Here is a 24,099-nt window from a genome sequence, read left to right as displayed (position 1 = left end):
TTCATTTACAAAGGTAGATGTTGGCGGTCGGCCAAATCATAAATCAAATCGCGGATAATCAAAGGGTCACCCCCTTCATCCAACGCGGCGCATATTTGCCCGCGAATGGCTTGAAGATCAAGAGACAAGACCAGTTCTTTGATCTGGCCAATCGAAGAGGCGGCCATGCTCAACCGGTCAATGCCGATCGCCATTAGCGCCAGCGCCTCTATCGGCCGCCCGGCAAGCTCACCACACATGGTCAACGGCACATTATGGCGCTTAGCGGCGTCGGCCACATGTTTAAACGCCCTCAGGCGCGGAATGGCAATCGGATCATATCGCCGCACAACGCGGGAATTGGCCCGGTCCGCCGCGGTAAGAAACTGCACCAGATCATTCGAGCCAATGGAGACGAAGTCGGTCATGGGCAGCAAATGGTCCAATTCAAACAGCAACGAGGGCACTTCGATCATCGCCCCAAATCGCAAATTCTTGGGTCGCTTGAAGCCCGCATTGTCCAGCCGCTTCAACTCCACGTCCAGCACTTTGCGCGCCTCGCGGAATTCCGTCGCATCGGTGATCATCGGCACCAATATGTCCAGATCGCGACCGTTGGCGGCCTGCAAAAGCCCGCGAATTTGGGTACGGATCAGTCCGGGTCGATCCAGCGCCAGCCGCAGCGAGCGCCAGCCCATGGCCGGGTTTTCCTCTGCCTCGGCCCGCAAATAAGGCACCACCTTATCGCCGCCAATATCCAACAGCCGGAACACGATGGGCCGGCCATTCACCAGTTCCATCGCTTCACTATAAAGCTCCACCTGTTCGGCCAGGCGCGGCAATTTTGAGGCGATCATAAATTGCAATTCGGTGCGGAACAGGCCAATACCTGCTGCACCTGTCTCTTCAATCGCGGGCAAATCGGCAATCAGCCCGGAATTGTGCAGCAGGGTGATCTCCACCCCATCGCGCGTGATCGAAGGCTTGTCGCGCAGCGCGGCGAACCGCTCCTGCCGCTTGGCGCTCATGCGCACCTTGTCGGCATAGGTGGCCATCACATCCACCGACGGGCGCAAATGCACAATGCCTTGCTGACAATCCAGAATAATATCGTCACCTGTTTCACACATGGCCGCGATATTTTCCACCTGCCCGCACACATTCAGCCCCAGCGAGCGTGCCACGATCGACACATGGGCGGTCATCCCGCCTTCTTCCAACACCACGCCGCGCAGCTTGCGCCGGTCATATTCCAGTAATTCCGCCGGCCCCATATTCCGCGCCACCAGAATAGCATTGTCTGGCAACTCATGCCCGAACACTTTGGTGCCGCCGGTCAACACCCGCAAAAGCCGGTTGGCCAGATCATCCAGATCATGCAGCCGGTCGCGAATATAGGGATCGGTCTGGCGCATCATGCGCGCGCGGGTGTCGTTCTGCACCCGCTCAACCGCCGCTTCTGCGGTCAGGCCCGCGCCCACCGCTTCACGCAACCGCCGCACCCAGCCCCGGTCATGGGCGAACATCCGGTAGCTTTCCAAAATCTCCCGATGCTCGGACCGCGCCTGCATGTCGCCGCGATTGAACATATCGTCAATCGTCACCCGCATGGTGCGGATTGCAGATTCCAGTCGCTCTTTTTCCTGATCCACATCCTCGGCAACAAAGTTGGTCACCACCACCCGCGGGTCATGCACAAACACTTTGCCCAACGCGATGCCGTCCGTATAAGCAGACGCCTCCAGCGAGCGTGGGCGCCGCAATTCGATCTCCGACCCGGGTGTGATCAGGCTGTCAAATTCGGTGGTCGACACCATTTCCGCCAGCAAGGTGGCAGTGGTCATCAAGGCTTCGGTTTCGTCTTCACGATAGAGCCGGCTTTCCACCGACTGCACATCCAGAACGCCAAGGGTTTGGCCCGCACGCAGCACCGGCACCCCCAAAAACGACTGGAACGGATCTTCCCCCGTTTCCGGGCGATAGGCAAAGGCCGGATGCTTGGGCGCATCGGCCAGATTGAGCGACATGGCTTCTGAAGCGATAAGGCCCACAAGACCTTCACCAAGGCGCAGGCTGGTCTGGTGCACCGCTTCGCGCTTCAACCCATGGGTGGCGAACAGCTCCAACGCGCCATCATCGCGCAAGACATAGAACGAGCACACATCGGCCCGCATACTGTCCGCAATCAACTCAACAATCTTATCCAGCCGCTCCTGAATGCCCAATGGCTCTGCCATTGTTTCGCGCAATCTGCGCAACAATTCACGTGGGCCAGCTATCGTATGTGCCATCCGCCCTCAACCCGCCGAAGCGAGCCGCCTTTTTGGGCCAAATTGGCTTATGCCTCTTCCATATCCAAGCCATAATAGGTGTGGAGTGCCCGCACCGCCAATTCGGCATATTCCTCCTCGATCAATACACTGGTCTTGATCTCGGATGTGGTAATCAATTGAATATTAATGCCTTTATCAGACAGGGCGCGGAACATAGACGCTGCAACGCCTGCGTGAGACCGCATCCCCACCCCAATCACTGAAATTTTGGCTCCGCCTTTAGAACCGGAAATCGAATCAAATTCTAAACTTGTTTCCCCCGCTTCTTTAAGCACCGTCATGGCCTTGTCAAATTCAGCGTCAGGAATAGTAAAAGTGATATCAGTGGATTTGCCATCATCTGAGATGTTTTGCACAATCATATCCACAACGATTTGCGCATCTGCTAAGGGCCCGAACACCGCTGCGGCCACGCCCGGATTATCCTTCACCCCACGCAGAGTGATTTTCGCCTCTGACTTGGCGCAGGTCACACCGGAAACAATTTGCTTTTCCATAATCTCATCCTCATCACACACCAATGTGCCTGGACCTTGCCAGTCGCCCTGTTCACCCAGTGGCGGCACTTGATCGGGGTCATCAAAACTTGAGCGCACCACAAGGCGCACCTTTTTGGCCATGGCCAGCTCAACCGAGCGCGTTTGCAACACTTTTGCGCCCAAAGAGGCCATTTCCAGCATTTCTTCAAAGCTGATCCGCTCGATCCGCCGTGCTTTCGAAACGATCCTTGGGTCGGTGGTATAAACCCCGTCCACATCCGTATAAATATCACACCGGTCAGCCTGAACCGCCGCGGCCACCGCCACCGCGCTCGTGTCAGAACCACCACGCCCCAGCGTTGTGATCCGCTTATGCGGCGACACGCCCTGAAACCCGGTGACCACACACACCAGCCCGGCATTCATCCGGTCGAACAACAGTGCCGGATCAATATTGGTAATCCGCGCCGACCCGTGGGCGTCGCTGGTTTCAATTGGCACCTGCCACCCGGCAAAAGACCGCGCGGGCACACCCATTTCTTGTAGCACAATTGACATCAGACCGGCAGACACCTGCTCGCCTGAAGCAACCACCGCATCATATTCGCGGGCATCATGCACCGGCGCGGCATCGCGCGTTAAGGCCACCAACTCATTGGTTTTGCCGGACATGGCCGAGACCACAACACACACTTTGTGCCCCGCATCCACTTCGCGTTTGACATGCCGGGCCGCATGCCTGATCCGCTCAATGTCGGCCACCGAGGTGCCGCCAAATTTCATCACAATTGTCGCCATGGCGCGCTTTCCTAAAATTATTCTGCCCGATTGGCGTTGAATTGCCTCGGGTTGGGCCGCGAGTTGTTGGCCCCGCGCCGACAATGCTCGCGCGCGTCAATTGCCACAAACTGGCGTTTTGATCAACTAAAACGGGCGCTATTTCGCGATTCTGCTGCGATTGACGCGATTTGTCATATTGACACCTCATCAAATGTGCCCGATTGATCCAAAAGCGTTCGGCAACCCGTTTCCCGCTTGCGCAACCAACACACTAGGCACGAGGATTTGAAAATGGCCCAAACAACCATCCATCAAGATGAAGTTGAACGGTTCAACGCCATGGCCGATGAATGGTGGGACCCAAAAGGCAAGTTCAAACCCTTGCACAAATTCAATCCCGTCCGCCTTTCTTATATCCGCGAGCAGGTGATCAATCATTTCGGCCTCGACCAAACCGCCCGCGAACCCTTTAAGGGCCTGCGGCTTCTCGATATTGGCTGCGGTGGTGGCCTCTTGTGCGAACCCATGAAGCGCTTGGGCGCCGATGTGGTGGGCGCCGATGCGGGCGAGAAAAACATCAAGATCGCACAAATCCACGCCGAACGTTCCGAACTCGATATTGATTATCGCGCCACCACCTCAGAAGCGCTGGCCGAAGCGGGCGAGCAGTTCGATGTGGTGCTCAATATGGAAGTGGTGGAGCATGTGGCTGATATTGAGCTCTATCTTAAAAGCTGCGCCCAACTGGTCAAACCCGGCGGCCTGATGTTCGTCGCCACCATCAACCGCACCTTTAAAGCCTATGCCCTCGCCATTGTCGGCGCCGAATATGTGCTGCGCTGGCTGCCCAAAGGCACCCACTCCTACGACATGCTGGTGACCCCGGAGGAAATTACCTCCAACCTCAAACGCAACGGCATGCAGATCAAAGACAAGCTGGGCGTAAGCTACCACCCGCTGGAAGATGCCTGGAAAAAATCAAAAGATATGAGCGTCAATTATATGATGCTGGCGGAGAAGGTGAAGGACGCCTGATGTGACGCCCCACGCGGCAAAACCATAATCGACGCGAAACAACTGGTAGATTTTGCCCCAACATCTTCCTCATGGCCGCCCCGGACCTGATCCGGGGCTTGCTCTCTGCCTAGGCAATTGATCCCGGCTCAAGGCCGGGATGGCATCGGGTGTTGTTGGGGCTTTTGTCGCGACCACCAGCGTCACCGCTCGGCGTGATCCCGGGACCGTTCACCACCTCCCCTGCCGTCACCCTCGGGCTTGACCCGAGGGTCCAAGCAGCGCAAGCGAAAACAGGCTCACCTTTAAGATTATATAGCGTGTTATTTATCCAGTTGAGCAGGACACCTCCCCCCTCCAGCCATTGGGACAATACGGCCGCCAAATGGACTACCGGATCAAGCCTGGTAATGACGGAAAGGCCTCGGGTGATTTGAGGTTTTCTCGACACTTGTGCCACCAGCAGTCGCTAGAATATCCTTAACCGACACCACTGAAAATCGAATGCGACAGCGCACAAATCATGTTAGCCTGCCCGCACTAAAATCGGGCACGGGCGTGGTCACATGAAACAGCTTTATCTCGGCATTCTGCCGCTGCTTCTGGGTATCTTTTTCATCATGCTGGGCAATGGCATGCAGTTCACGCTTGTGGGGGTGCGCGGGGATATTGAAGGTTTCTCCGCCAGTGCACTGGCACTGGTCACCTCCGCCTATTTTGGCGGGTTTTTGATGGGCGCGCAGGCAGCCCCTGTGATGATCCGCCGCGTGGGCCATGTGCGGGTGTTTGCGGCAGTGGGCAGCTTTATGTCCGCTGGCCTGATCGCCCTGACGCTGGTCGTTGAGCCTTGGGCGTGGACCGTGCTGCGTGTGTTGATCGGGTTTTGCATGGCGAGCATCTATGTCACCGCCGAAAGCTGGCTCAATGCAGAAGCAACCAACCAGAACCGGGGCCAAGTGCTCTCGGTCTATATGATCGCCCAGACACTCGGCGTGATTGGCGCGCAGGGCCTGCTGGCGATGGGTGACGCGGCAACCGCCTCCTTGTTTATCGTCGCTTCCATTCTGGTGTCGATTTCCTTTGGGCCGATCCTCTTGTCGGTTTCGCCCACACCCGCCACTCAAATGTCGCGCCCCATGCCCTTGCTCGAACTGTTTCGCGGCTCGCCGCTCGGCACAGTCGGCATTTTCTTTCTTGGCACCATCTACGCCACACAAGCGGGCATGAGCCCCGTCTATGGTGCCCGGATCGGCCTGTCGCCGCCCCAGGTCGCACTGCTGATGGCCATGCTGTTTACTGGCCCCCTATTGCTGCAAGTGCCGATTGGCTGGATCTCCGATCGGGTCGACCGACGCTATGTCATTTTCGCCACCTCCGGCCTCGGGGCGATTTTCTGCCTGATCGGTGCAAGCATCGGCGACAACCAACCCGCGCTTTTGGCCATCGCCTTCCTCTCAGGTGGGGTCACTATGCCGCTCTATGCCTTGCTGCTTGCCTATGTCAACGATGCATTGCCCACCGAGGATATGCCCGCCGCCTCCGGCGGTCTCGCCCTTACCTTTGGGCTTGGCGCGATCCTCGGCCCGCTGGCGGCAGGTACCGTTATGCAAATGTTCGGCTCCCACATGTTCTGGATCATGCTCGCCACCACCTGCCTGTTCATCACCATGTTCGCGCTCTATCGCATGACCCAACGCGCGGTCGTCACCCCGCCAAGCGAAACAGAAAGCTATCTCGGCGTTGTCCCCTCTGCCTCGCCAATTGCCGTTGAGGCGGCTGGGCAATGGGTGACGGAGCAGGCGAGTGAGGAGAAAGAAGCGTGAGGAGATAGGACAGTGTTGCCGCGCCACACACCACCGCTACATGGATTACCGGATCAAGTCCGGTAATGACGTAAGAGGGCGTGGAGATGCCCTGCACAACGGAAATGCGGGGCACCCACAGGCGGGGGTGCCGGGAACGGACACGCAGTGTCCGGTGGCGGCAAAAATGAGCCGGGGGTGCCGGGGACGGGAGCGCAGCGACCGATGGCGGCACGTACTAACGGGGCGGTGTCCTTTTCGCTCACGGTTGAGCGGTGCTTGCAGCACCTAACCTGCGCGGGCGCGGCGCAAAAGTGCGCCGAGGTCCTCGCGCTGCTCGTCCACTCTTTTCCCTTTCTAGCACAGCATTAGTGAATGGCCCCCATCGGCCGGGGGTGTCGGGGACGGGAGCGAAGCGAGCGGTGGCAGCACGTAACAATGGCGGGGGTGCCGGGGACGGGCGCCAGCCTGCGCGGCGTGAGCGCTACAAAAGTGTGGCCGGTGGCGGCAAGAAAAGAGGCGCCCTAATTATGCTCTTCAGGCAGACGTGGCAGGGGCATAAAGTCGATCTCATCTTCAATCAATGAGGTCACTTCTTCTGCGGTGGCTTCGCCATATATACCGCGTTGCTGGTCAGCATCTTCGGCCATTTTGCGGGCTTCTTCGGCAAACCGGTCACCCACATATTCGGCTTCGCTCTCCACTTTCGCCCGCAGGCGGCGCAAAGCTTCGCGCACTTCTTGCTGCTCCGGATGTCCGGCAGAAAGGGCCATGGTTTTTTGCGGCGCAGGGGCGTCGGTCTGCTGATTGGACTTCTTGCCCACGGCTGGCGCCATAAGGGCCTTGTTGACCTCACGGGTGCCGCAAAGCGGGCATTCCAACACGCCTTGCTGCGCCTGCGCATCATAGGCGCCCGCATTTTTAAACCATGCTTCAAATTTATGATCATTCTCGCAAATGAGCGAATACTGAATCACGAAGATCACCCTTCAAATGAACAACACATCTTGATTATGACATATGTCGGTTAACGCTTAACGAAAATTCACGGCGGTTGGCAAGTGTTGGCAACCGCATCCGGGCCTCTTTTATAAGGTCTAAATCCAACGGCGCAATGATCAAACCCGGCTCATTGCCGGCTTTTTCCGCCAAAATCCGCCCCCAAGGATCAATAATTAATGAATGGCCATAGGTGTGACGACCATTTTCATGCGTCCCACCCTGCGCGGCCGCCACCACAAAACTACCCGTCTCAATCGCCCGGGCGCGCAGCAAACAATGCCAATGGGCCTCGCCCGTCGGCACCGTGAAGGCTGCGGGCACGGCCATCACATTCGCCTCAGCTTCTCGCAGGGCCGCATAAAGATGGGCAAAGCGCACATCATAGCAAATAGAGAGCCCCAGATTAAGGTCCCCCACAGGGGTCACAATCGCCTCTTCCCCGGGGCGATAATTATCGCTCTCGCGGTAGGGCGCATCCCCTTCCACATCGGCATCGAACAAATGGATCTTATCGTATGTGGTGATCAACTCGCCATTGGGCGAAAACAAAAAAGCGCGGTTATAAAGCCGCCCATCACCCGAGGGCACCGCCATGGAGCCAATATGCAGATAAAGCGCATTGTTGCGGGCAATATCGGCGAGCGCCTTCAGCGTATGCTCAATATTTTCATCTGTCGCCCACTCGTCAAGCTGGGTGCGCTTCTCGGCAAACATCACCGACATTTCCGGGGTCTGCAAATAGCTTACCCCTTGCGACGCAGCAGCTTGGGCCGCCATCGCAATCGCGTCAACATTCTCGTTCACCTGCATGGAGCTGCACATTTGCAGCGCGGCAATTTTCATGGGTTCACCTCATTGAGTTTTGACCCTAGGAGGCAGCGCGATCCTCCAACAATGGATCCAGCTTGCCTGCGCGATCCATGGCGGAAAGCTCGTCAAAGCCGCCCACATGGTAATCATCAATAAAGATCTGCGGCACCGTTTGTTTGCCATTGGCCCGCTGGATCATTTTTTCCCGCTCTTGCGGATGCCCCACCACGGTGATCTCGGTGAAGCTGGCGCCCTTCTTGTTCAGCAGCGCTTTTGCGGCCAGACAATAGGGACATGTTGGCGTTGTATAAAGCTCAATCTTAGGCATATATCACTTCTCATATGTTGGGTTGCGCTTCTCAGGGTTGGGAGGTCACCCGCGCAAAACAAATAACATCAACCCGACTGATATAATGGGAACGAAGCAATTTGGCTAGGGCTGTGATGGTGGCTCCCGTTGTCATCACATCATCCACCAAGATAATTCGGTCGCTTTCACGCGTCGCCAGCAGCGGCTCATTAACCGCGAAAGCGCCACGTACATTTTTGGCGCGCGCACGCGCTGAAAGCCCCACTTGCTGTCGCGTGGGCCTGATCCGTTTCACCAACTGCGTCGCCACGGGCAGGCCCGTTTCGCGCCCCAGCGCCGTTGCCAACAGCCCCGATTGATTATAGCGTCGCGCCAATTGCCGCCGCCAATGCAGCGGCACCGGCACAATCACGCCCGGCTCCTGCCAAAATTCAGGTGCGGCCTGCGCCATCATCCGGGCGCAGAACCGCGCCATATCGTGACGATCACGATATTTCAAATGATGGACAATTTCACGTGCCTTGTCGTTAAACCGTACCGCATAGCGCGCCCGGTCAAAGGCCGGCGGATGCGCCAACGCTTCGGCACTTTTCGCTCCCGGCCCCAAATCCATGGCGAAGGGCAAGCCCAAGACGGGGCAATGGGGCCGGGTGATTGGCGACAATTGCGCCCAGCAGGGGCCGCACAAATGCTGATTGTCAGAAATCGGTGCGTCGCAGGCTAGACACACCGGCGGAAAAACCCTATCCAACAAGGCACGCGGCCACGCGGCCATTGCCCTGAAGTTCGAGGCAGGCACGTTGTGCATGATGCCGTTTTCGGTCTGACGCCCTGACATGAAAGGCTTCCAATGACGCAAAAAAATCAAGTTAAAAAATTGTTTGATCGGGAGCTTATTGCAAAACGGCTGGGCAAGGCCAGCATTTTTCAAACCGCCGAGGGGCCGGACAATTTTATCGCCGATTTGATGATCGCCGATCTAAAAGACCGGCTCAGCACCATCACCCGCACGTTTGAAAAAGCGCTACTGCTGGCCCCGCATCCGGATTTTTTTGCCAAAGATGTCCACACCGCAGAGGGGCCCGTCCCGTTTGATCATGCTTTAACCCTACCGCTCGAAAAGGCGGGCGAGGCAACGGTCTATGACCCGAACCACCTCACCCTGCCCTGCAACGATTATGATTTGATCGTGTCACTGGCCGATCTGCAAATGCTCGATGATGTGCCCGGCTTTTTCGCCCAGGCGCAACGGCATCTCAAGCCTGATGGGCTGTGCGTGGTGGCCACTTTGGGGGGCGATAGCCTCACCGAACTGCGCCAGGCCTGGCTCAATGCCGATGTGGCCTATTCCGGCGGCGCCTACGCCCGCGTGGCCCCCTTTATCGATATTCGCGATGGCGGCGCCCTGCTGCAGCGCGGGGGCTTTGCGTTACCGGTCAGTGATCTTGAGCATCATGTGGTGCGGTACAGCCACCCCATCGCTCTCATGGAAGAGTTGCGCCGGTTCGGCGCGTCAAATCCGCTGCTCGAGCGCCCGAAGAGCTTTGTCACCCGCAGCCTGTTGGCGAAAGTGGTAGAGAATTACGCAGACCAGTTTACCGATGAAGATGGCCGCTGCCGCGCGACACTGGATCTTTTATGGCTGATGGGTTGGACACCCCACGAATGCCAGCAAAAGCCCATGCGCCCGGGCAGTGCGAGCAAAAGCCTCAAGGATGTGTTGGGCGACAAGTCAGAAAAGAACTGACGTTAATCGTTTAGCCGCTCATCGCGTCAGAAAAGGCCGTTGCTACAGCGTTGAACACCGCTTCAAGGTTGCCTGAAAGTGCGGAAACCCCAAGAATAATCGCCACGGACACCAGACTGCCAATCAAGGCATATTCGATCGCTGTGGCGCCGCTTTCATCGGTCAGAAATTCCTTGATGGTGTCCATATCATGCCCCCTAACACGCTATAACAGATCGCACAGATGGGCGATCAATGGCTCATCCGCCGGCGGCATTGCATAGTCGCGCAATTTTTGCGGTCGCACCCATTTAAGCGCTTGATGTTCCAGCGCTTGAGGCGTGCCCTGCCATTTCCGACACACATAAAGTGGCATCAGAAGGTGAAAATTTTCATAAGAAAAGGAGGCAAAGGTCAGTGGGGCCAGACACGCTTCCTGCGTGTCAATCGCCAATTCCTCACGCAACTCCCGAATCAGTGCTTGTTCGGGGCTCTCTCCCGCCTCAAGCTTGCCGCCGGGAAACTCCCACAGCCCGCCCATATTTTTATCCGCTGGACGCTGCGCAATTAAAACGCGCCGGTCAGCATCAATCAGCGCGCAAGCCACAACAAACAACATACTCTTTTCGCTATGCATACCGATGATCCTTCACCCCTAACTGCGATAATCACCATTAATGCTGATATATCCATGGGTCAGATCACAGGTATAGATGGTTGCAGTGCCGTCACCCAAGCCCAGATCGACGCCAATCTCGATCTGATCATTCTGCATATAGGCGCTGGCCTCTTCCTCTTTGTAATGAGGAGAGCGTCGCCCCTGTTCTGTCAATAACAGATCACCGAACCGAATTTGCAGCTTGTCGCGGTCCGCCGGCTCACCAGCCTTGCCCACCGCCATCACCACGCGGCCCCAATTGGCATCTTCCCCCGCCACGGCGGTTTTCACCAAAGGCGAATTGGCAATTGAGCGGGCAATAACATCGGCGCTTTCATCCGAGACCGCACCCTCGACCTTGACGGTGATCAGCTTTTGCGCCCCTTCCCCGTCGCACACAATCTGCAAGGCGAGATCATGCAGCACCGCGTTTAGCGCTTCCGCCAGCAGCGCACAGCGCGGATCGTTAATATCCGTAATCGGCTCGATATCCGCCTGGCCCGTGGCAAACAGCAGGCAGCAATCGGAAGTGGACGTATCACTATCCACGGTAATGGCATTAAAGCTAGACTGGTTGGCGGGCTTAAGCAGTTGGTCCAAAACTTCTGCAGACACCGGCGCATCGGTGAACACATAGGCCAGCATTGTCGCCATATTGGGGGCAATCATGCCTGACCCCTTGGCTATGCCGGAAATATTGATCTCAACTCCATCCAGATCGAGCACCGCCCCCGCGCCTTTGGCATAAGTATCGGTGGTGCGAATGGCATTGGCCGCCGCTTCATAATCGCCCAGATGATCTTCGGTCAGTTGGCCGATGGCATCCATCATTGGTGCCGGATCCAATGGCTCCCCGATCACTCCGGTCGATGACACAAAGATATCTTGCGGGGTGCACCCAATGAAGGCGGCTGCGGCCTGGGCGGTCTGCTCCACCGTTTCAGCCCCGACTTGCCCCACAAAAGCATTGGCATTGCCCGCATTGACCAAAAGGCCGCGGGCCGTGCCGTTTGCGATATGTGCTTTGCACCAATCAATAGGCGCCGACGCACATTTGGATGTGGTGAACACCCCAGCCACTTTGGTGCCTTCACACAATTTGGCGAGCAACAAATTATTGCGGCCTTTATAGCCATTGCCGATGGGGGCGGTGAATAAGTCCACCCCGGCCACCGGATTCAGTTCAGCAAATTGGGCGGGCGCCAAGGGCGAGATGTCCAGCTCCATCTATAGGGTCCTATTCCATAATTTCGACAGTGGTTTCAGCTTTTTGCTTGGCCACGATCTCTTCAATCTTCTTGGCCAGAACCCGCTGGCGCACCTGTGGCCGCACCTGTTCAAATGCAGGCGGCTCAGCTGCTTTGCGGTCTTCCAGCTTGATCACATGCCAGCCAAATTGAGACTGCACTGGGCCGGAAATATTGCCGGTTTCCAGCGCGTTGGCCGCGTTGAAGAATTCAGGCACCATATCGCCCTGGCTGAAATAGCCAAGATCGCCACCCTGCGCGCCGCTTGGGCCGGTAGATTTTTCTTTTGCCAATTCAGCAAAGTCGGCGCCACCATTCAACTCATCCACAATGGCTTGGGCAGCGTCTTCGGTCTCCACCAAAATGTGCCGGGCGCGCAATTGTTCATTGCCTTGGAAATCTTCGAAAATGGCATCATACTCAGCCTTGATCTCTTCTTCTGAGATGCTGGCCGCCACATCTTCCTCAAGATAGGCCCGGCGCAACGCGCGGTCTTCAAGATAGGCTTTGCGGCGCTCAAACACTTCACTGTCAGCCATGCCCTTTTCGCGCGCCAGTTGGGCCATCACTTTCATATCCACCAGCATCTGCACCAAAAACTGACGGCGCTGCTGCAGTGGCACTTGGGTGATGTCTTCGCCCAAATCTTCCAGCGCATAGATCAGATCACGTTCAGTGATGGTTTCGTTGCCGACCTTAGCCACCACTTTATCCGGATCAAATTGTGGCTGCTCCTGTGTGGCTTCCTGTGCCGTGACTTGGGACACAGCCAAGACCGGACCAACGGCAACAAACCCTCCCAGGACCAGTGCTGAGGCAAAGTTTTTGAGTTGGTTTTTCATTCCGGTCATAAGACGTTCCTTTTCCTTGGTATGACAATTTTACCCGTCACAAGCGTTTCGCCGTGAGGTTTGCGTGATTTGTGAAGCGTTGACAAGACACTTTGCCATCACTACATCTCCCAACGCCGCTTTTTAGTGGCCAAATGTGGCATTTGATCGTGCGGCATTTTAAAAACGAACACATTCCTGTCGCCTTATAGGGCTAAAACCCGATTTAAGGCATCAATAAGGACATTTGTCATGGCATTAGCTGCACTGGCTAAAAAAATTTTTGGTTCCGCGAACGACCGGCAAATCAAGAAATATCGCCCGCTGGTCGACCAGATCAACGCAATGGAACCCGAAATCGCTGCGCTGAGCGACGACGAACTGCGCGCGAAAACAGAGCAATTCAAACGTGAATTTCAAGAGGGTAAAACCTTAAAAGAGCTTTTGGTTCCAGCATTCGCCACTGTGCGTGAAGCGGCCAAACGCACGCTGGGTCAGCGCCACTATGATGTGCAGCTGATCGGCGGCATGGTCTTGAACGACAATGCCATTGCCGAAATGCGGACCGGTGAGGGTAAAACCTTGGTGGCCACGCTGGCCGTTTATTTGAACGCGCTGGCCAGCAAAGGCGTACACGTGGTCACAGTGAACGACTATCTGGCCAAGCGTGACGCGGAATGGATGGGCCAGGTCTATGGCTTCTTGGGGCTCACCACCGGCGTCATCATTCATGGCATTTCAGAAGATCAGCGCCGCGCCGCCTATCAGGCTGACGTGACTTATGGCACCAACAACGAGTTCGGCTTTGATTATCTGCGCGACAATATGAAATATTCGCGCGAACAGATGGTCCAGCGTGGTCACAATTTCGCGATCGTCGACGAGGTGGACAGCATCTTGATCGATGAGGCGCGGACGCCGCTGATCATTTCCGGCCCGTCAGAGGACCGCTCAGACCTTTACATCAAGATCAACGCGCTGATCCCATTGGTGGAAGAAGGTGATTATGAGCTGGACGAAAAGCAGCGCTCCGCCACCTTCACCGATAAGGGCATCGAAAAAATGGAAGAGGTGCTGCGCAAGGAAGAGCTGATCAAAGGCGAGGGCCTTTACGACACAGAAAACGTCTCGATCGTTCACCACCTCAATTCCGCCCTGCGCGCCCATAAATTGTTCACCCGCGACAAAGACTATATTGTGCGCAACAATGAAGTGGTGATTATCGACGAATTTACCGGCCGTATGATGCCGGGCCGCCGCTTCTCTGAAGGCCTGCATCAGGCGCTTGAGGCCAAAGAAGGCGCTGAAATTCAGCCCGAGAACCAAACCCTGGCCTCCATCACCTTCCAAAACTATTTCCGGCTTTACGACAAGTTGGCGGGCATGACCGGCACCGCCTCCACTGAAGCCGAAGAATTTGCAGATATTTATAAGCTGAGCGTGGTGACCGTGCCCACCAACCGCGAAGTATCGCGTATTGATGAGCAAGACGAAGTTTACCGCACCCAGGAAGAAAAATATCAAGCCATCGCCAAAGAGGTGGCCGAATGCCAGCAAAAAGGTCAGCCGGTGCTGGTGGGCACAACATCGATTGAAAAATCAGAGATTCTGGCCAACCTGTTGCAAAAAGAAGGCGTCAAGGACATCAAGGTCCTCAATGCGCGCCACCACGAACAAGAAGCTCATATTATCGGCAATGCCGGCATGCCCGGCGCCGTCACCATCGCCACCAATATGGCGGGTCGCGGTACCGACATTCAGCTCGGCGGCAATCTCGAAATGCGTGTCGACCTGGAATGTGATGGTCTTGAAGGCGAAGAGCGCGAGAAAAAGATTGAGGCCATTAAAGCTGAAATCGAAGAGAACAAGCAAAAAGCCCTCGCCGCAGGCGGGCTTTATGTGATCGGCACCGAGCGGCACGAATCCCGTCGCATCGACAATCAGCTGCGTGGTCGTTCCGGCCGTCAGGGTGACCCGGGTCGCTCCAAATTCTATTTGTCGCTGCAAGACGATCTGATGCGGATTTTTGCGCCGGAGCGCATGGAATCTATGCTGACCAAACTGGGGCTGGAAGATGGTGAAGCCATTTCGCACCCTTGGGTCACCAGCGCCTTGGAGCGCTCCCAATCCAAAGTGGAAGCGCGCAATTTCGACATTCGGAAAAACATCCTCAAATATGACGATGTGATGAATGATCAGCGTAAGGTGATCTTTGAGCAGCGCCTTGAATTGATGGACGATGACAATGTCAACGAAACCATCACCGAAATGCGCCACGATGTGGTGGAGGACATTATCCAGCGCTTTGTGCCCGAGCGGGCTTATCCCGAACAGTGGAATACTGAAGGGCTGAACGAAGCGGCCAAAACCTATCTCAATGTGGACGTGCATACGGAAAAATGGGCGGAAGAAGAAGGCATTGATGTGACCGAAGTCACCGCACGCCTCACCAAAGCCGCCGATGAAGTAGCCGCCGCCAAAGCCGCGCAATATACACCGAATATTATGCGCCAGATTGAAAAGCAGATTTTGCTGCAATCTTTGGATGGCTTATGGCGTGAACATTTGGTCACCCTCGACCATTTGTCCAAAGTGGTCGGCTGGCGTGCCATCGCCCAGCGCGATCCGCTGAACGAATATAAGCAGGAAGCATACGAACTGTTCCAAGGCCTTTTGGATCGATTGCGCGAACTGGTGGTTACCCAGATCAGTCATGTGCAGATTCAACAGCCACAAGAGCCTGAAATGCCGAGAATGCAGGAAAGCCACATCAATCCGCAAACGGGCCGGAATGAAGTGGGTGAGGACAGCGACCTGAATATGGAAAATTGGGGCAAAGTGCGCCGCAATGATCCATGTCCCTGTGGCTCCGGCAAAAAATACAAACATTGTCACGGCGCGTACTAGACGGCCAACACGTGTAAATCTGAATTTTAAAAGGCGCTTTCTTCAAAGCGCCTTTTTGCTTTGAGGGGAAACGCATGACCGCCACCGACTTTGATAAACTTGCCAAAATATATGACGCCGAAAAAATCAGCCCCTGGAATGATCTTTATGAACGCCCCAACTCCACTGAATTGATGGGCGATGTGAATGGCCTGACGGTGCTGGATGCAGGCTGTGGTGGCGGCAAGCATTGCGCTGACCTGTTGGCCAAAGGCGCGAAGATGCACGGCTTCGATTTAAGCGAAAAAATGCTCGCCATTGCCAAAGACATGCTGGGCGATCAGATAAATTTCAAAACCGCCAACCTGGCGGAGAAACTGCCCTATCAGGATGCGCAATTTGATCGCATCCTGTGCGCCCTGGCCATGCATTATGTAAAAGACTGGACAACGCCACTCAGCGAGTTCTACCGCCTGCTCAAACCCGGTGGCAAAGTGGTGATCTCCACCCACCATCCCTTTATGGATCATGCGCTGGCTGGCGGTGAAGATTATTTTGCCCATACGCTGATTGAAGATAGCTGGAAAAAACCGGACGGCACGCTTTATGTGCGCTATTGGCGTCGGCCCCTCACCCAAATGATTGAGGAAATTAAAAATGCCGGTCTGGAGATTGATCTGATCAAGGAACCAATGCCTTTGCCCGAAACCCAAAAGCAATTCCCGGACGCCTATCAAAAGCTCACCACCCAGCCGCGCTTTATTTTTCTTGTGCTGAAAAAGCCTGACTGATTATCGCGCCGCGTCCGCTGCCGCTTCCAAATCGGCGATAATGATTTTGCGCATGTTGAACATGGCTTCGGTCGCGGCCTTGGCGATTGCCGGATCGGTATGCCCCACCAGCGGGCCCAATTGCTTCGGGATCACCTGCCACGACACACCAAATCGGTCCTTAAGCCAGCCGCACATATTTTCCTGCCCGCCATCCGCCAAAAGCGCCTCCCAATAATGATCCAGCTCGGCCTGATCCCGCACTTCAATAAAAAAGGAAAAACTCTCACTCTGCGGAAATCTGCCGCCACCGTTCAGCCCAAAAACCTCTTGCCCATTCATGCGCCAGCGCACCATCACCGGCTGGTGTTCACCGACTGGTGTTGGCGCTTTGGGGTGCAGCATTTCCCCATCTTCAAAAAGGTCACAGTAAAAGCGGGCCGCGTCTTCCGCGTTATGATTAAACCAAAGGCAGGGAATGGACGTGGGCATGATCTTTCCTCCAGATTGCCGCTAGATTAGCTGAGAAACCCGTTTCCGCAAATGGGGGACCACATCATCTTCAAACCATGGATTGCGCCGAAGCCACAAATTATTGCGCGGACTGGGATGGGGCAAAACCATATGCCGGGGCTGATAATCTTGCCAGTTACGCACCGTTTCCGTCAGTGTTCTTTCGGCCCGCTCGCCCAAATGATAATCAATGGCGTAGGCCCCAATCACCATAATCAGTTCAAGCTGCTCCATTTCGGCAAATATGCGGTCATGCCAGGTGGCGCGGCATTCGGGCCGCGGCGGTAAATCGCCGGATTTACCCGTGCCCGGATAACAAAAGCCCATGGGCACAATAGCGAACAGATCGGGGTCATAAAACTGCTCTCGGCTCACCCCCAACCAGTCGCGCAGCCGGTCGCCGCTCTTGTCGTTAAACGGCAAACCGGTCTCATGCACCACACGCCCCGGCGCCTGCCCGGCAATGGCGATTTTGGCGCTTTGACTGAGCTGCACCACCGGCCGCACTCCATGCGCCAGATGCGGCAAACAAAGGGTACACGCGGCAATTTCTTTTTTCAGCGTTTCCACCATCCGATTATTTCACATTCACCTAAAAAATGGGGCAATCTTTCCCGTTTAAAGACTGGTCACGCGCGTCCCAGTTTGTCATCATGCGCCAAAATAACAAAGAAAAGTGGCAACGCGGAGCCCCCTTTATGACGCTCGACCAAATCATTCTGTTCAGTCTGTTTTTTCTGGTGTTTGTCGGGCTGCTCTGGGGCAAATGGCGCTACGATCTGGTCGCATTCACCGCCCTTGTGGTGGGGTTAATCGCCGGGGTCGTGCCCACTGACATTGCTTTTGAAGGCTTTGGCCACCCCGCCACCATTATTGTGGCGCTGGTGTTGATTGTCTCTCGGGGGCTCACCAATTCCGGTGCTGTTGACCTGATCACCCGTTCGGTGATCGATCATTCCCGGTCAATCGGGATGCACATAACCATGCTCGGCGGCATTGGCGGCATTCTGTCTGCCTTTATGAACAATGTCGCGGCCCTCGCCTTGCTGATGCCCGTGGACATTCAAGCCGCGCAAAAAGCAGGCCGCGCCCCGGGACAAACGCTCATGCCGCTTTCCTTCGCCACCATTCTGGGCGGCTTGATCACGCTGATCGGCACACCGCCCAACATCATCATCGGTTCCTTCCGCGAAACCGCGCTGGGTGAGCCATTCGGCATGTTCGACTTCGCCCCTGTGGGCCTGATCGTGGCGGTGATCGGCATCGCCTTCGTGGCCACCGTCGGCTGGCGCCTCATTCCAGAGCAAAAGCAAAGCAAAAACTCCCCGAAAGACCTGATGGAGCTTGAAGGCTATGTCGCCGATCTGGTGGTGGCCGAAGGCTCATCCGCCATCGGCCAGCAGGTAAAGGAGTTGGACGCGGTCGCGGAAGAAAATGATTGCATTATTCTGGGTCTCTCGCGCCGGGGCAAACGCTTGCCGGGTCGCGCCCGCAATGAAGAGATAAGAGAAGGCGATTCCTTGATTATCGAGGCCGCGCCGGCATCGATCAATGCGCTGGTGGGCGCCCTCGGTTTGCAATATCAGGGCCAGGCCACCTCGTCTAAAAACGCCTTGTCTGGCGATCTGGTGTTGGCTGAGGCCGTGGTGGGTAATGACAGTCGCCTGATCGACCGCACCGCCATGAATATCCGGCTTCTGTCGCGCTATGGCGTATCGCTTTTGGGCCTGTCGCGGCAGGGCAAAACCCAACGCGAACAGGTGCGCAAAACCAAGCTGCAAGCCGGTGATATTATCCTGCTGCTGGGGCCGCCGGACGCGGTGGAGGATGTGATCCCGCGCATGGGCTGTTTGCCCCTGGCCGACCGTGGCCTGCAGGTCACCCAATATGAACGCGCCGGGTTGGCCATAGGCCTGTTTGCCGCCGCTCTGATCGCCGCCAGCATTGGCTGGCTCTATCTGCCGGTGGCGCTGGCGCTGGTGGCTGTGGTATTTGTTTATACCGACATTGTGCCCATCCGCGAGCTTTATGACACAATCGAATGGCCGGTGGTGGTGCTGCTGGGATCTATGATCCCGCTGGGAAGCGCCCTGGAAAGCTCTGGCGGAACACAGCTGATCGTCAACGGTTTGGCCGCCGCCACCGCCGATTTGCCCGCCTGGGTGGCGCTCACGCTTTTGATGATTGTCACCATGACCCTCTCCGACGTGCTCAACAACACCGCCACCGCCATTGTGGCTGCCCCCATTGCCGTGGGGCTGGCCAGCCAGATGGGCGTGAACCCGGACACATTCCTGATGGCCGTGGCCATCGCCGCAAGCTGCGCCTTTTTGACCCCCATCGGCCACAAAAACAATATGCTGGTGCTGGGCCCGGGCGGCTATTCTTTCTCAGACTATTGGCGCATGGGCCTGCCGCTGGAAATTATCATTGTGGCCGTCTCTGTGCCCGCCCTGCTGGTCTTCTGGCCGCTATAGGAGTTTTTATGAGCGAAACAGAATTTGATCCCGCCCTGCTGGAGGCGGTGCGCACCCTTAATAATGCACATGAGGTGGAAACCTCCTGGCTGGAACCGGACGATTTGCAACGCCTGATCGACAATGCCTATTTTGTGGAAGTGGTGGATGAGGCTGACGCCTTCCTGATCGCCATGAATGAGCAATCAGACCATGACGGCATCAATTTCGCCTGGTTCAAAGAGCGCTACGACCAGTTCGTTTATATCGACCGCATTGTCACCGCGAACCATGCGCGGGGCCAAGGGCTCGCCAAAAGCCTTTATGAAGCTCTGTTTGAGGCGGCCAAGGCCGATGGGCAGGAGCTTGTGGGTTGCGAAATCAATCGCGACCCGCCTAACCCAGGATCAGAGGCCTATCACACCAAATTGGGATTTGAAATGATCGACGAACGCGCATTGCCCAACGGCAAGACGGTCGGCTATTGGATCAGAAAACTGACTTGATCAGGGGCGCGGTGGCGGTGTGGGCGCATTGGGGTCCACCTCGCCACCCCCATCATTGCTGCCACCGCCAAACAAGCTCCCAAACCAACCGGCTACCTTTGATGTTTGTGCCTCGATAGCGGCCTGTCGCTCTGCCGCGGCCTGTTTGGCTTCTAAACGCCGCTGTTCAGCCTCAGCGTCTTCAATCTTGGCCTGTTTGATATCGGCCAACGCCTGCTTGTAATCTGCCGCATCCTCGGCCTGCTTCGCATTCAATGCCGCCCTTGCCGCTGCATCCAAAGTCAGCGCACCGCAACCGCCCGCGCGGTTAAAGCTGTATTCGCCGCCACATACATTCCATTCTGGCTTGGTTTTGGTGACCTCAAAAATATCATAGCCCTGCTTGATGTTGCGCCAAAACGCCATGTGCTCACTTTCCGCATGTTGCGCCAAATTTTCGCCTGTCATGCGGAACGGATAAACTTGTACCTGCACCGAACGATTGCCACCGCGATGGCTTTCACGCACCAGCGCGTAAATCTCACCCACTTGATCGTCAGTCATCGCGTAGCACCCGCGCGAAGTGCAATCGCCATGCACCATAATGTTTGAACCAGTGCGACCATGCGTGCGGTCAAACTTGTTGGGAAAGCCCAGATTGAACGACAGAAAATAATTGGAGCGTGGGTTCATATGCCCCGGCGTTACTTCATAAAAGCCCTCGGGCGATTGGCGGTCGCCTTCCCGGAATTTCGGCCCTAATTCGCCGGACCACGCACAAATGTCATAGGTGCGAAACAGCTCAAACTTACCGCTTGTTTCCACCTTTTTCCAAACCTCCAGCTCACTATCTTGCTTGAAGATGCGGATGATCATTGGTGCTTCGGGTGACGACCCCATGCCATTCAGCTGTGCTTCAGTGAAAGAGGACAAAGGAATATTGCCCCGGTCCTCGAAACCGGTGGTACAGCCCGCCAGAAACAACAGCGAAAACAATAAAAATATCGAACTAACGATGCGCAATGGCTTGGTCACTCATAATCCCCGACTGTGATTTGGCATAAATTAACACCAAATCATGGGCAAAATCTTTACACACAATTCAACGAAAACGTGAAGCGATTGGCTTGAGATGTGCGATCACAATCAAGTGAGCTTTGACCCTATTGTCAGAAACTTCTCACGTCGTTCTTCGCGGATCGCTGTCCGGTCTTTGCCGCTGTAACTCTTCAAGAAATTGCGGATCAGCTTGCCCGTGGCTTCAATCACCTGCGCTGAATGCCGGTGCGCACCGCCAGCTGGCTCTGGCACAATATGATCGATCACGCCGAATTTCAGCAAATCCTGCGCGGTGATCTTCATGGAGTTGGCCGCCTCTTGCGCCTTGCCCGCATCGCGCCACAGAATAGAGGCCGAGGCTTCTGGCGAGGCCACGGTATAAATCGAATGCTCCAGCATCGCCACTTTTGATGCAGCGGCAATGGCAATTGCGCCGCCAGAGCCGCCTTCGCCGGTGATCACCGCCAAATTTGGCACACCCAATTGCAGGCACATTTCGGTGGAGCGGGCAATGGCCTCGGCCTGGCCGCGCTCTTCGGCGCCAACACCGGGATAGGCCCCTGCCGTATCCACCAGATACAAAACTGGAATATCAAACCGGTCCGCCAGCTCCATAATCCGCACCGCCTTGCGATAGCCTTCAGGCCGGGCAGAACCGAAATTATGCTTGAGGCGCGATTCTGTGTCTGAACCTTTTTCAATGCCAATCACAGCAATGGAGTCCCCATCAAACCGGCCAAACCCAGCCTGAATGGCGGCGTCTTCGGAATATTTCCGGTCGCCCGCCAATGGCGTGAAATCCGTGATCAGTTCTTTGACATAGTCCACAAAATGCGGCCGCAAAGGATGGCGGGCGATCTGGGTTTTCTGCCAGGGTGACAATTTGGCGTAAATATCGGCCAGCGCTTCATCGGCGCGCTCTTGCAGCCGCTTGACCTCATCTTCAATTTCAACCGCTTCCCCGCTTTGCGCCAGGGATTTCAACTCTTGTACTTTCGCCTGTAGATCTGCGACAGGTTTTTCAAATTCAAGATAAGATTGCATATTAACCAGCTTTACTCTGTCTGTTTTGCGCCTATCGCGCCATTTGGCGCGGAAAGTGGCGATTTGCCCCTAAAATGTCAAGCACCCAACGGCCCAGCCATAAGGCTAATGTACCAAAGGATGGTGCTTTTCCACCAACTGCGTCAAGCGTTCATCCAAGATATGGGTGTATATTTGCGTGGTCGAAATATCCGCATGCCCCAATAGCACCTGAACAACCCGAAGATCCGCGCCTCTTTCCAACAAATGTGAGGCGAAAGCATGGCGCAGAATGTGCGGCGATATTTTGCCCGGATCAAGCCCGGCATCGATGGCGATCTGTTTAAGCTCCCGCGCGAAAACCTGCCGCGCCAAATAACCCTCTTTGGTGTTGGCGGGAAAAGCAAAACGCCCCGGCGGCAGCTTTTTCAAATAGGCAATCAGGGCATCCTTCGCCCGATCATTGAGCGGCACCATACGTTCCTTGTCGCCCTTGCCGCGCACCACCAGCATCGAGGCATCTTTGACAATGGCTGAGCGCAGCAACGCCACCAGTTCCGAGACCCGCATGCCGGTGCCATAGAGCAGCTCCAAAAGCACATAATTGCGCTCCGCCTTCAATTGCGCCTTTGGCGACAAATCGGGCTTGGCCATCGCCGCCTCCGCCGCCTCAAACAATCGATCCACCTCTTCAATGCTCAACGTTTTCGGCAGGCGCTGCCCCGCCTTGGGCGCGGGCACAATGGCAGTGGGGTCATCCTTGCGCAGATTTTCCGCCACCAAAAACCGATGAAACTGCTTGATCGCGCTCAGGTGCCGCGCCTGCGTGCTGGCGGCAAATCCTTGCGCCTCCAACTGCATTAAATAGGCCTGCACCCCATTGCGATCCACCTGCTCAATCGGCTGTTCGGCTTGATCGAGATGGCGGACATAATCCACCAAATCGCGCTGATAGGCCTCAAGCGTATTGACAGCCGCGCCCCGTTCGGCGCTCATCATATCCAGAAACAGGTCGAGATATTGGCTGGCGCGATCAGTCATTGCCAAACAGATCGCGCGCCGGCACCCGCTCGGTCATTTCCCGCGGGGTCGGCTCCACAAAAACAGTAAGCGCCACCATCGACCCGAACACCAAGGCGGCCAAAATCGCTAAAAATACAATAAACCTGATCAAGGTCGGCATAGGAACCCTCCATTACCCCTCTTTTTCGCCCATTTAACGCGCCATTTCAAGAAATTACCCGCAAACTGGTCAAGAAAGCGATACCGAACCGCACCACAACAAGGCTTGACATTAAACCCAACAAATGGCTTCAAACAGCAAGCATGAATAAGGAGATGAATGTGGACGACGGGCTGGCCAGCACGGATGTGGGTGAAAATAGTAAACTGGTCAACCAAAAGCTGGGCAGCAAACCTATTGTGCTGATCGGGCTCATGGGCGCAGGCAAGTCCACCGTTGGTCGCCGCATTGCGCAATATTTGAACCGGCCCTTTATCGACAGCGACAATGAAATTGAAAAAGCGGCAGGCATGCCAATCCCCGACATTTTTGAAACCCATGGCGAAGATGAATTTCGCGCCGGGGAAGTGCGGGTGATTTCAAGGCTGTTAAGCGAAAATAAAAACGCGGTGATCGCCACCGGTGGTGGCGCCTTCATGAATGAGGCAACCCGCACCAACATCAAAAAATATGCTGTTTCGCTGTGGCTGGATGCAGACATTCATTTGCTGTTCGAGCGGGTCTCACGCCGCAACACGAGGCCGCTGCTGCGCACGGCAGACCCATTTGGCACGCTGAAAGCGCTTTATGATGAACGCAATCCGACCTATGCTCTGGCCGATGTGAAAGTCACCTCATTTGATGGCACCCATGAAGCCGTGGCGGCCAAAGCCATCACTGCCCTAGCCGCCTATCTGAACGCCTAACGCGCGAG

24 protein-coding genes are annotated in these 24,099 nt (G+C 55.8%); 8 read left to right on the top strand and 16 right to left on the bottom strand.

The features are described 5' to 3' along the window. Positions 1–5: 5 nt before the first annotated feature. Both ptsP and L1I42_RS13475 read right to left on the bottom strand, forming a co-directional pair. Complete coding sequence (ptsP, locus tag L1I42_RS13480) at positions 6–2,270, bottom strand: phosphoenolpyruvate--protein phosphotransferase (RefSeq protein ID WP_236115199.1); 2,265 nt, start codon at positions 2,268–2,270, stop codon at positions 6–8. Between the two features lie 47 nt (positions 2,271–2,317). Further along, positions 2,318–3,589 (bottom strand): aspartate kinase, encoded by a 1,272-nt coding sequence (locus L1I42_RS13475; RefSeq protein ID WP_236115198.1) that lies wholly within the window; start codon positions 3,587–3,589, stop codon positions 2,318–2,320. Between the two features lie 273 nt (positions 3,590–3,862). Here L1I42_RS13475 and ubiG point away from each other — a divergent pair, with 273 nt between their 5' ends. Continuing rightward, positions 3,863–4,606, top strand: a complete 744-nt coding sequence (gene ubiG / locus L1I42_RS13470) for a bifunctional 2-polyprenyl-6-hydroxyphenol methylase/3-demethylubiquinol 3-O-methyltransferase UbiG (RefSeq protein ID WP_236115197.1) — start codon at positions 3,863–3,865, stop codon at positions 4,604–4,606. 545 nt (positions 4,607–5,151) lie between these two features. Then, on the top strand, positions 5,152–6,408 hold the full coding sequence (locus L1I42_RS13465) for an MFS transporter (RefSeq protein ID WP_236115196.1): 1,257 nt from the start codon (positions 5,152–5,154) through the stop codon (positions 6,406–6,408). A gap of 503 nt (positions 6,409–6,911) precedes the next feature. Here L1I42_RS13465 and L1I42_RS13460 read toward each other — a convergent pair. Genes L1I42_RS13460 through L1I42_RS13445 form a run of 4 tightly spaced genes read right to left on the bottom strand, consistent with a single transcriptional unit; the run spans position 6,912 to position 9,347 of the window. After that, positions 6,912–7,364 carry a DUF1178 family protein gene (locus L1I42_RS13460; protein ID WP_236115195.1) on the bottom strand — a complete coding sequence of 151 codons (453 nt, stop codon included), beginning with the start codon at positions 7,362–7,364 and terminating at the stop codon, positions 6,912–6,914. Between the two features lie 34 nt (positions 7,365–7,398). After that, positions 7,399–8,232 carry a carbon-nitrogen hydrolase family protein gene (locus L1I42_RS13455; RefSeq protein ID WP_236115194.1) on the bottom strand — a complete coding sequence of 278 codons (834 nt, stop codon included), beginning with the start codon at positions 8,230–8,232 and terminating at the stop codon, positions 7,399–7,401. A gap of 25 nt (positions 8,233–8,257) precedes the next feature. Next, positions 8,258–8,527 (bottom strand): glutaredoxin 3, encoded by a 270-nt coding sequence (gene grxC / locus L1I42_RS13450; protein ID WP_236115193.1) that lies wholly within the window; start codon positions 8,525–8,527, stop codon positions 8,258–8,260. A gap of 31 nt (positions 8,528–8,558) precedes the next feature. After that, positions 8,559–9,347 carry a ComF family protein gene (locus tag L1I42_RS13445; protein ID WP_236115192.1) on the bottom strand — a complete coding sequence of 263 codons (789 nt, stop codon included), beginning with the start codon at positions 9,345–9,347 and terminating at the stop codon, positions 8,559–8,561. Between the two features lie 12 nt (positions 9,348–9,359). Between L1I42_RS13445 and L1I42_RS13440 the strand changes: the two genes are divergently transcribed. Continuing rightward, a complete protein-coding gene (locus L1I42_RS13440) occupies positions 9,360–10,256 on the top strand; it encodes a methyltransferase domain-containing protein (protein WP_236115191.1) in 897 nt (298 codons plus the stop codon). 10 nt (positions 10,257–10,266) lie between these two features. On the opposite strand, the gene L1I42_RS13435 is transcribed toward L1I42_RS13440, so the two are convergent. From L1I42_RS13435 to L1I42_RS13420, 4 genes are read right to left on the bottom strand one after another with little or no spacing between them, the layout of a single operon-like run. Then, positions 10,267–10,443 carry a Flp family type IVb pilin gene (locus L1I42_RS13435; RefSeq protein WP_236115190.1) on the bottom strand — a complete coding sequence of 59 codons (177 nt, stop codon included), beginning with the start codon at positions 10,441–10,443 and terminating at the stop codon, positions 10,267–10,269. 18 nt (positions 10,444–10,461) lie between these two features. Continuing rightward, complete coding sequence (gene mutT, locus L1I42_RS13430; protein WP_236115189.1) at positions 10,462–10,872, bottom strand: 8-oxo-dGTP diphosphatase MutT; 411 nt, start codon at positions 10,870–10,872, stop codon at positions 10,462–10,464. An 18-nt stretch (positions 10,873–10,890) separates the two neighbouring features. Then, positions 10,891–12,120: a bifunctional glutamate N-acetyltransferase/amino-acid acetyltransferase ArgJ gene (argJ, locus tag L1I42_RS13425; RefSeq protein WP_236115188.1), complete on the bottom strand. Its 1,230-nt coding sequence runs from the start codon at positions 12,118–12,120 to the stop codon at positions 10,891–10,893. 10 nt (positions 12,121–12,130) lie between these two features. Then, positions 12,131–12,991, bottom strand: coding sequence for a peptidylprolyl isomerase (locus L1I42_RS13420; protein WP_236115187.1), 861 nt, complete (start codon positions 12,989–12,991; stop codon positions 12,131–12,133). 231 nt (positions 12,992–13,222) lie between these two features. Between L1I42_RS13420 and secA the strand changes: the two genes are divergently transcribed. Together secA and L1I42_RS13410 are read left to right on the top strand one after the other, a co-directional pair. After that, entirely contained in the window at positions 13,223–15,877 is a 2,655-nt protein-coding gene (gene secA / locus L1I42_RS13415) for a preprotein translocase subunit SecA (RefSeq protein WP_236115186.1), read from the top strand. Between the two features lie 74 nt (positions 15,878–15,951). After that, positions 15,952–16,647 carry a class I SAM-dependent methyltransferase gene (locus L1I42_RS13410; RefSeq protein WP_236115185.1) on the top strand — a complete coding sequence of 232 codons (696 nt, stop codon included), beginning with the start codon at positions 15,952–15,954 and terminating at the stop codon, positions 16,645–16,647. Here the strand turns inward: L1I42_RS13410 and L1I42_RS13405 are convergent, their stop codons facing one another. Then, complete coding sequence (locus L1I42_RS13405) at positions 16,648–17,118, bottom strand: VOC family protein (protein WP_236115184.1); 471 nt, start codon at positions 17,116–17,118, stop codon at positions 16,648–16,650. 21 nt (positions 17,119–17,139) lie between these two features. Further along, on the bottom strand, positions 17,140–17,712 hold the full coding sequence (locus L1I42_RS13400; protein WP_236115183.1) for a uracil-DNA glycosylase family protein: 573 nt from the start codon (positions 17,710–17,712) through the stop codon (positions 17,140–17,142). Between the two features lie 125 nt (positions 17,713–17,837). Here L1I42_RS13400 and L1I42_RS13395 point away from each other — a divergent pair, with 125 nt between their 5' ends. Beyond that, positions 17,838–19,616 (top strand): SLC13 family permease, encoded by a 1,779-nt coding sequence (locus L1I42_RS13395; protein WP_236115182.1) that lies wholly within the window; start codon positions 17,838–17,840, stop codon positions 19,614–19,616. Positions 19,617–19,624: 8 nt separating this feature from the next. Beyond that, on the top strand, positions 19,625–20,101 hold the full coding sequence (locus L1I42_RS13390; RefSeq protein ID WP_236115181.1) for a GNAT family N-acetyltransferase: 477 nt from the start codon (positions 19,625–19,627) through the stop codon (positions 20,099–20,101). Here the strand turns inward: L1I42_RS13390 and L1I42_RS13385 are convergent, their stop codons facing one another. The 4 genes from L1I42_RS13385 to L1I42_RS13370 form a co-directional block, all read right to left on the bottom strand. Then, positions 20,102–21,115, bottom strand: coding sequence for a L,D-transpeptidase family protein (locus L1I42_RS13385; RefSeq protein ID WP_236115180.1), 1,014 nt, complete (start codon positions 21,113–21,115; stop codon positions 20,102–20,104). Positions 21,116–21,226: 111 nt separating this feature from the next. Further along, entirely contained in the window at positions 21,227–22,183 is a 957-nt protein-coding gene (locus L1I42_RS13380) for an acetyl-CoA carboxylase carboxyltransferase subunit alpha (RefSeq protein WP_236115179.1), read from the bottom strand. Between the two features lie 105 nt (positions 22,184–22,288). Continuing rightward, entirely contained in the window at positions 22,289–23,203 is a 915-nt protein-coding gene (locus L1I42_RS13375; protein ID WP_236115178.1) for a site-specific tyrosine recombinase XerD, read from the bottom strand. Next, positions 23,196–23,345 carry a histidine kinase gene (locus tag L1I42_RS13370; protein ID WP_236115177.1) on the bottom strand — a complete coding sequence of 50 codons (150 nt, stop codon included), beginning with the start codon at positions 23,343–23,345 and terminating at the stop codon, positions 23,196–23,198. Before L1I42_RS13370 ends, L1I42_RS13375 begins: the two co-directional genes overlap by 8 nt. A gap of 143 nt (positions 23,346–23,488) precedes the next feature. On the opposite strand from L1I42_RS13370, the gene L1I42_RS13365 reads away from it, so the two are divergent. Beyond that, a complete protein-coding gene (locus L1I42_RS13365; RefSeq protein WP_236115176.1) occupies positions 23,489–24,091 on the top strand; it encodes a shikimate kinase in 603 nt (200 codons plus the stop codon). Positions 24,092–24,099: the final 8 nt, after the last annotated feature.

The organism is Maritalea mediterranea (genome assembly GCF_021568695.1).
GTDB lineage: Bacteria > Pseudomonadota > Alphaproteobacteria > Rhizobiales > Devosiaceae > Maritalea > Maritalea mediterranea.
Note: the sequence above shows the minus strand (reverse complement) of the source record. Positions and strands in the feature narration are given on the sequence as shown.

Bases quoted from the DNA above. Each gene is read 5' to 3' on its own strand.
- ptsP (WP_236115199.1), bottom strand. From the start codon at position 2,270: ATGGCACATACGATAGCTGGCCCACGTGAATTGTTGCGCAGATTGCGC.
- L1I42_RS13475 (WP_236115198.1), bottom strand. From the start codon at position 3,589: ATGGCGACAATTGTGATGAAATTTGGCGGCACCTCGGTGGCCGACATT.
- ubiG (WP_236115197.1), top strand. From the start codon at position 3,863: ATGGCCCAAACAACCATCCATCAAGATGAAGTTGAACGGTTCAACGCC.
- L1I42_RS13465 (WP_236115196.1), top strand. From the start codon at position 5,152: ATGAAACAGCTTTATCTCGGCATTCTGCCGCTGCTTCTGGGTATCTTT.
- L1I42_RS13455 (WP_236115194.1), bottom strand. From the start codon at position 8,232: ATGAAAATTGCCGCGCTGCAAATGTGCAGCTCCATGCAGGTGAACGAG.
- grxC (WP_236115193.1), bottom strand. From the start codon at position 8,527: ATGCCTAAGATTGAGCTTTATACAACGCCAACATGTCCCTATTGTCTG.
- L1I42_RS13445 (WP_236115192.1), bottom strand. From the start codon at position 9,347: ATGTCAGGGCGTCAGACCGAAAACGGCATCATGCACAACGTGCCTGCC.
- L1I42_RS13440 (WP_236115191.1), top strand. From the start codon at position 9,360: ATGACGCAAAAAAATCAAGTTAAAAAATTGTTTGATCGGGAGCTTATT.
- L1I42_RS13435 (WP_236115190.1), bottom strand. From the start codon at position 10,443: ATGGACACCATCAAGGAATTTCTGACCGATGAAAGCGGCGCCACAGCG.
- mutT (WP_236115189.1), bottom strand. From the start codon at position 10,872: ATGCATAGCGAAAAGAGTATGTTGTTTGTTGTGGCTTGCGCGCTGATT.
- argJ (WP_236115188.1), bottom strand. From the start codon at position 12,120: ATGGAGCTGGACATCTCGCCCTTGGCGCCCGCCCAATTTGCTGAACTG.
- L1I42_RS13420 (WP_236115187.1), bottom strand. From the start codon at position 12,991: ATGACCGGAATGAAAAACCAACTCAAAAACTTTGCCTCAGCACTGGTC.
- secA (WP_236115186.1), top strand. From the start codon at position 13,223: ATGGCATTAGCTGCACTGGCTAAAAAAATTTTTGGTTCCGCGAACGAC.
- L1I42_RS13410 (WP_236115185.1), top strand. From the start codon at position 15,952: ATGACCGCCACCGACTTTGATAAACTTGCCAAAATATATGACGCCGAA.
- L1I42_RS13405 (WP_236115184.1), bottom strand. From the start codon at position 17,118: ATGCCCACGTCCATTCCCTGCCTTTGGTTTAATCATAACGCGGAAGAC.
- L1I42_RS13400 (WP_236115183.1), bottom strand. From the start codon at position 17,712: ATGGTGGAAACGCTGAAAAAAGAAATTGCCGCGTGTACCCTTTGTTTG.
- L1I42_RS13395 (WP_236115182.1), top strand. From the start codon at position 17,838: ATGACGCTCGACCAAATCATTCTGTTCAGTCTGTTTTTTCTGGTGTTT.
- L1I42_RS13390 (WP_236115181.1), top strand. From the start codon at position 19,625: ATGAGCGAAACAGAATTTGATCCCGCCCTGCTGGAGGCGGTGCGCACC.
- L1I42_RS13380 (WP_236115179.1), bottom strand. From the start codon at position 22,183: ATGCAATCTTATCTTGAATTTGAAAAACCTGTCGCAGATCTACAGGCG.
- L1I42_RS13375 (WP_236115178.1), bottom strand. From the start codon at position 23,203: ATGACTGATCGCGCCAGCCAATATCTCGACCTGTTTCTGGATATGATG.
- L1I42_RS13370 (WP_236115177.1), bottom strand. From the start codon at position 23,345: ATGCCGACCTTGATCAGGTTTATTGTATTTTTAGCGATTTTGGCCGCC.
- L1I42_RS13365 (WP_236115176.1), top strand. From the start codon at position 23,489: ATGAATAAGGAGATGAATGTGGACGACGGGCTGGCCAGCACGGATGTG.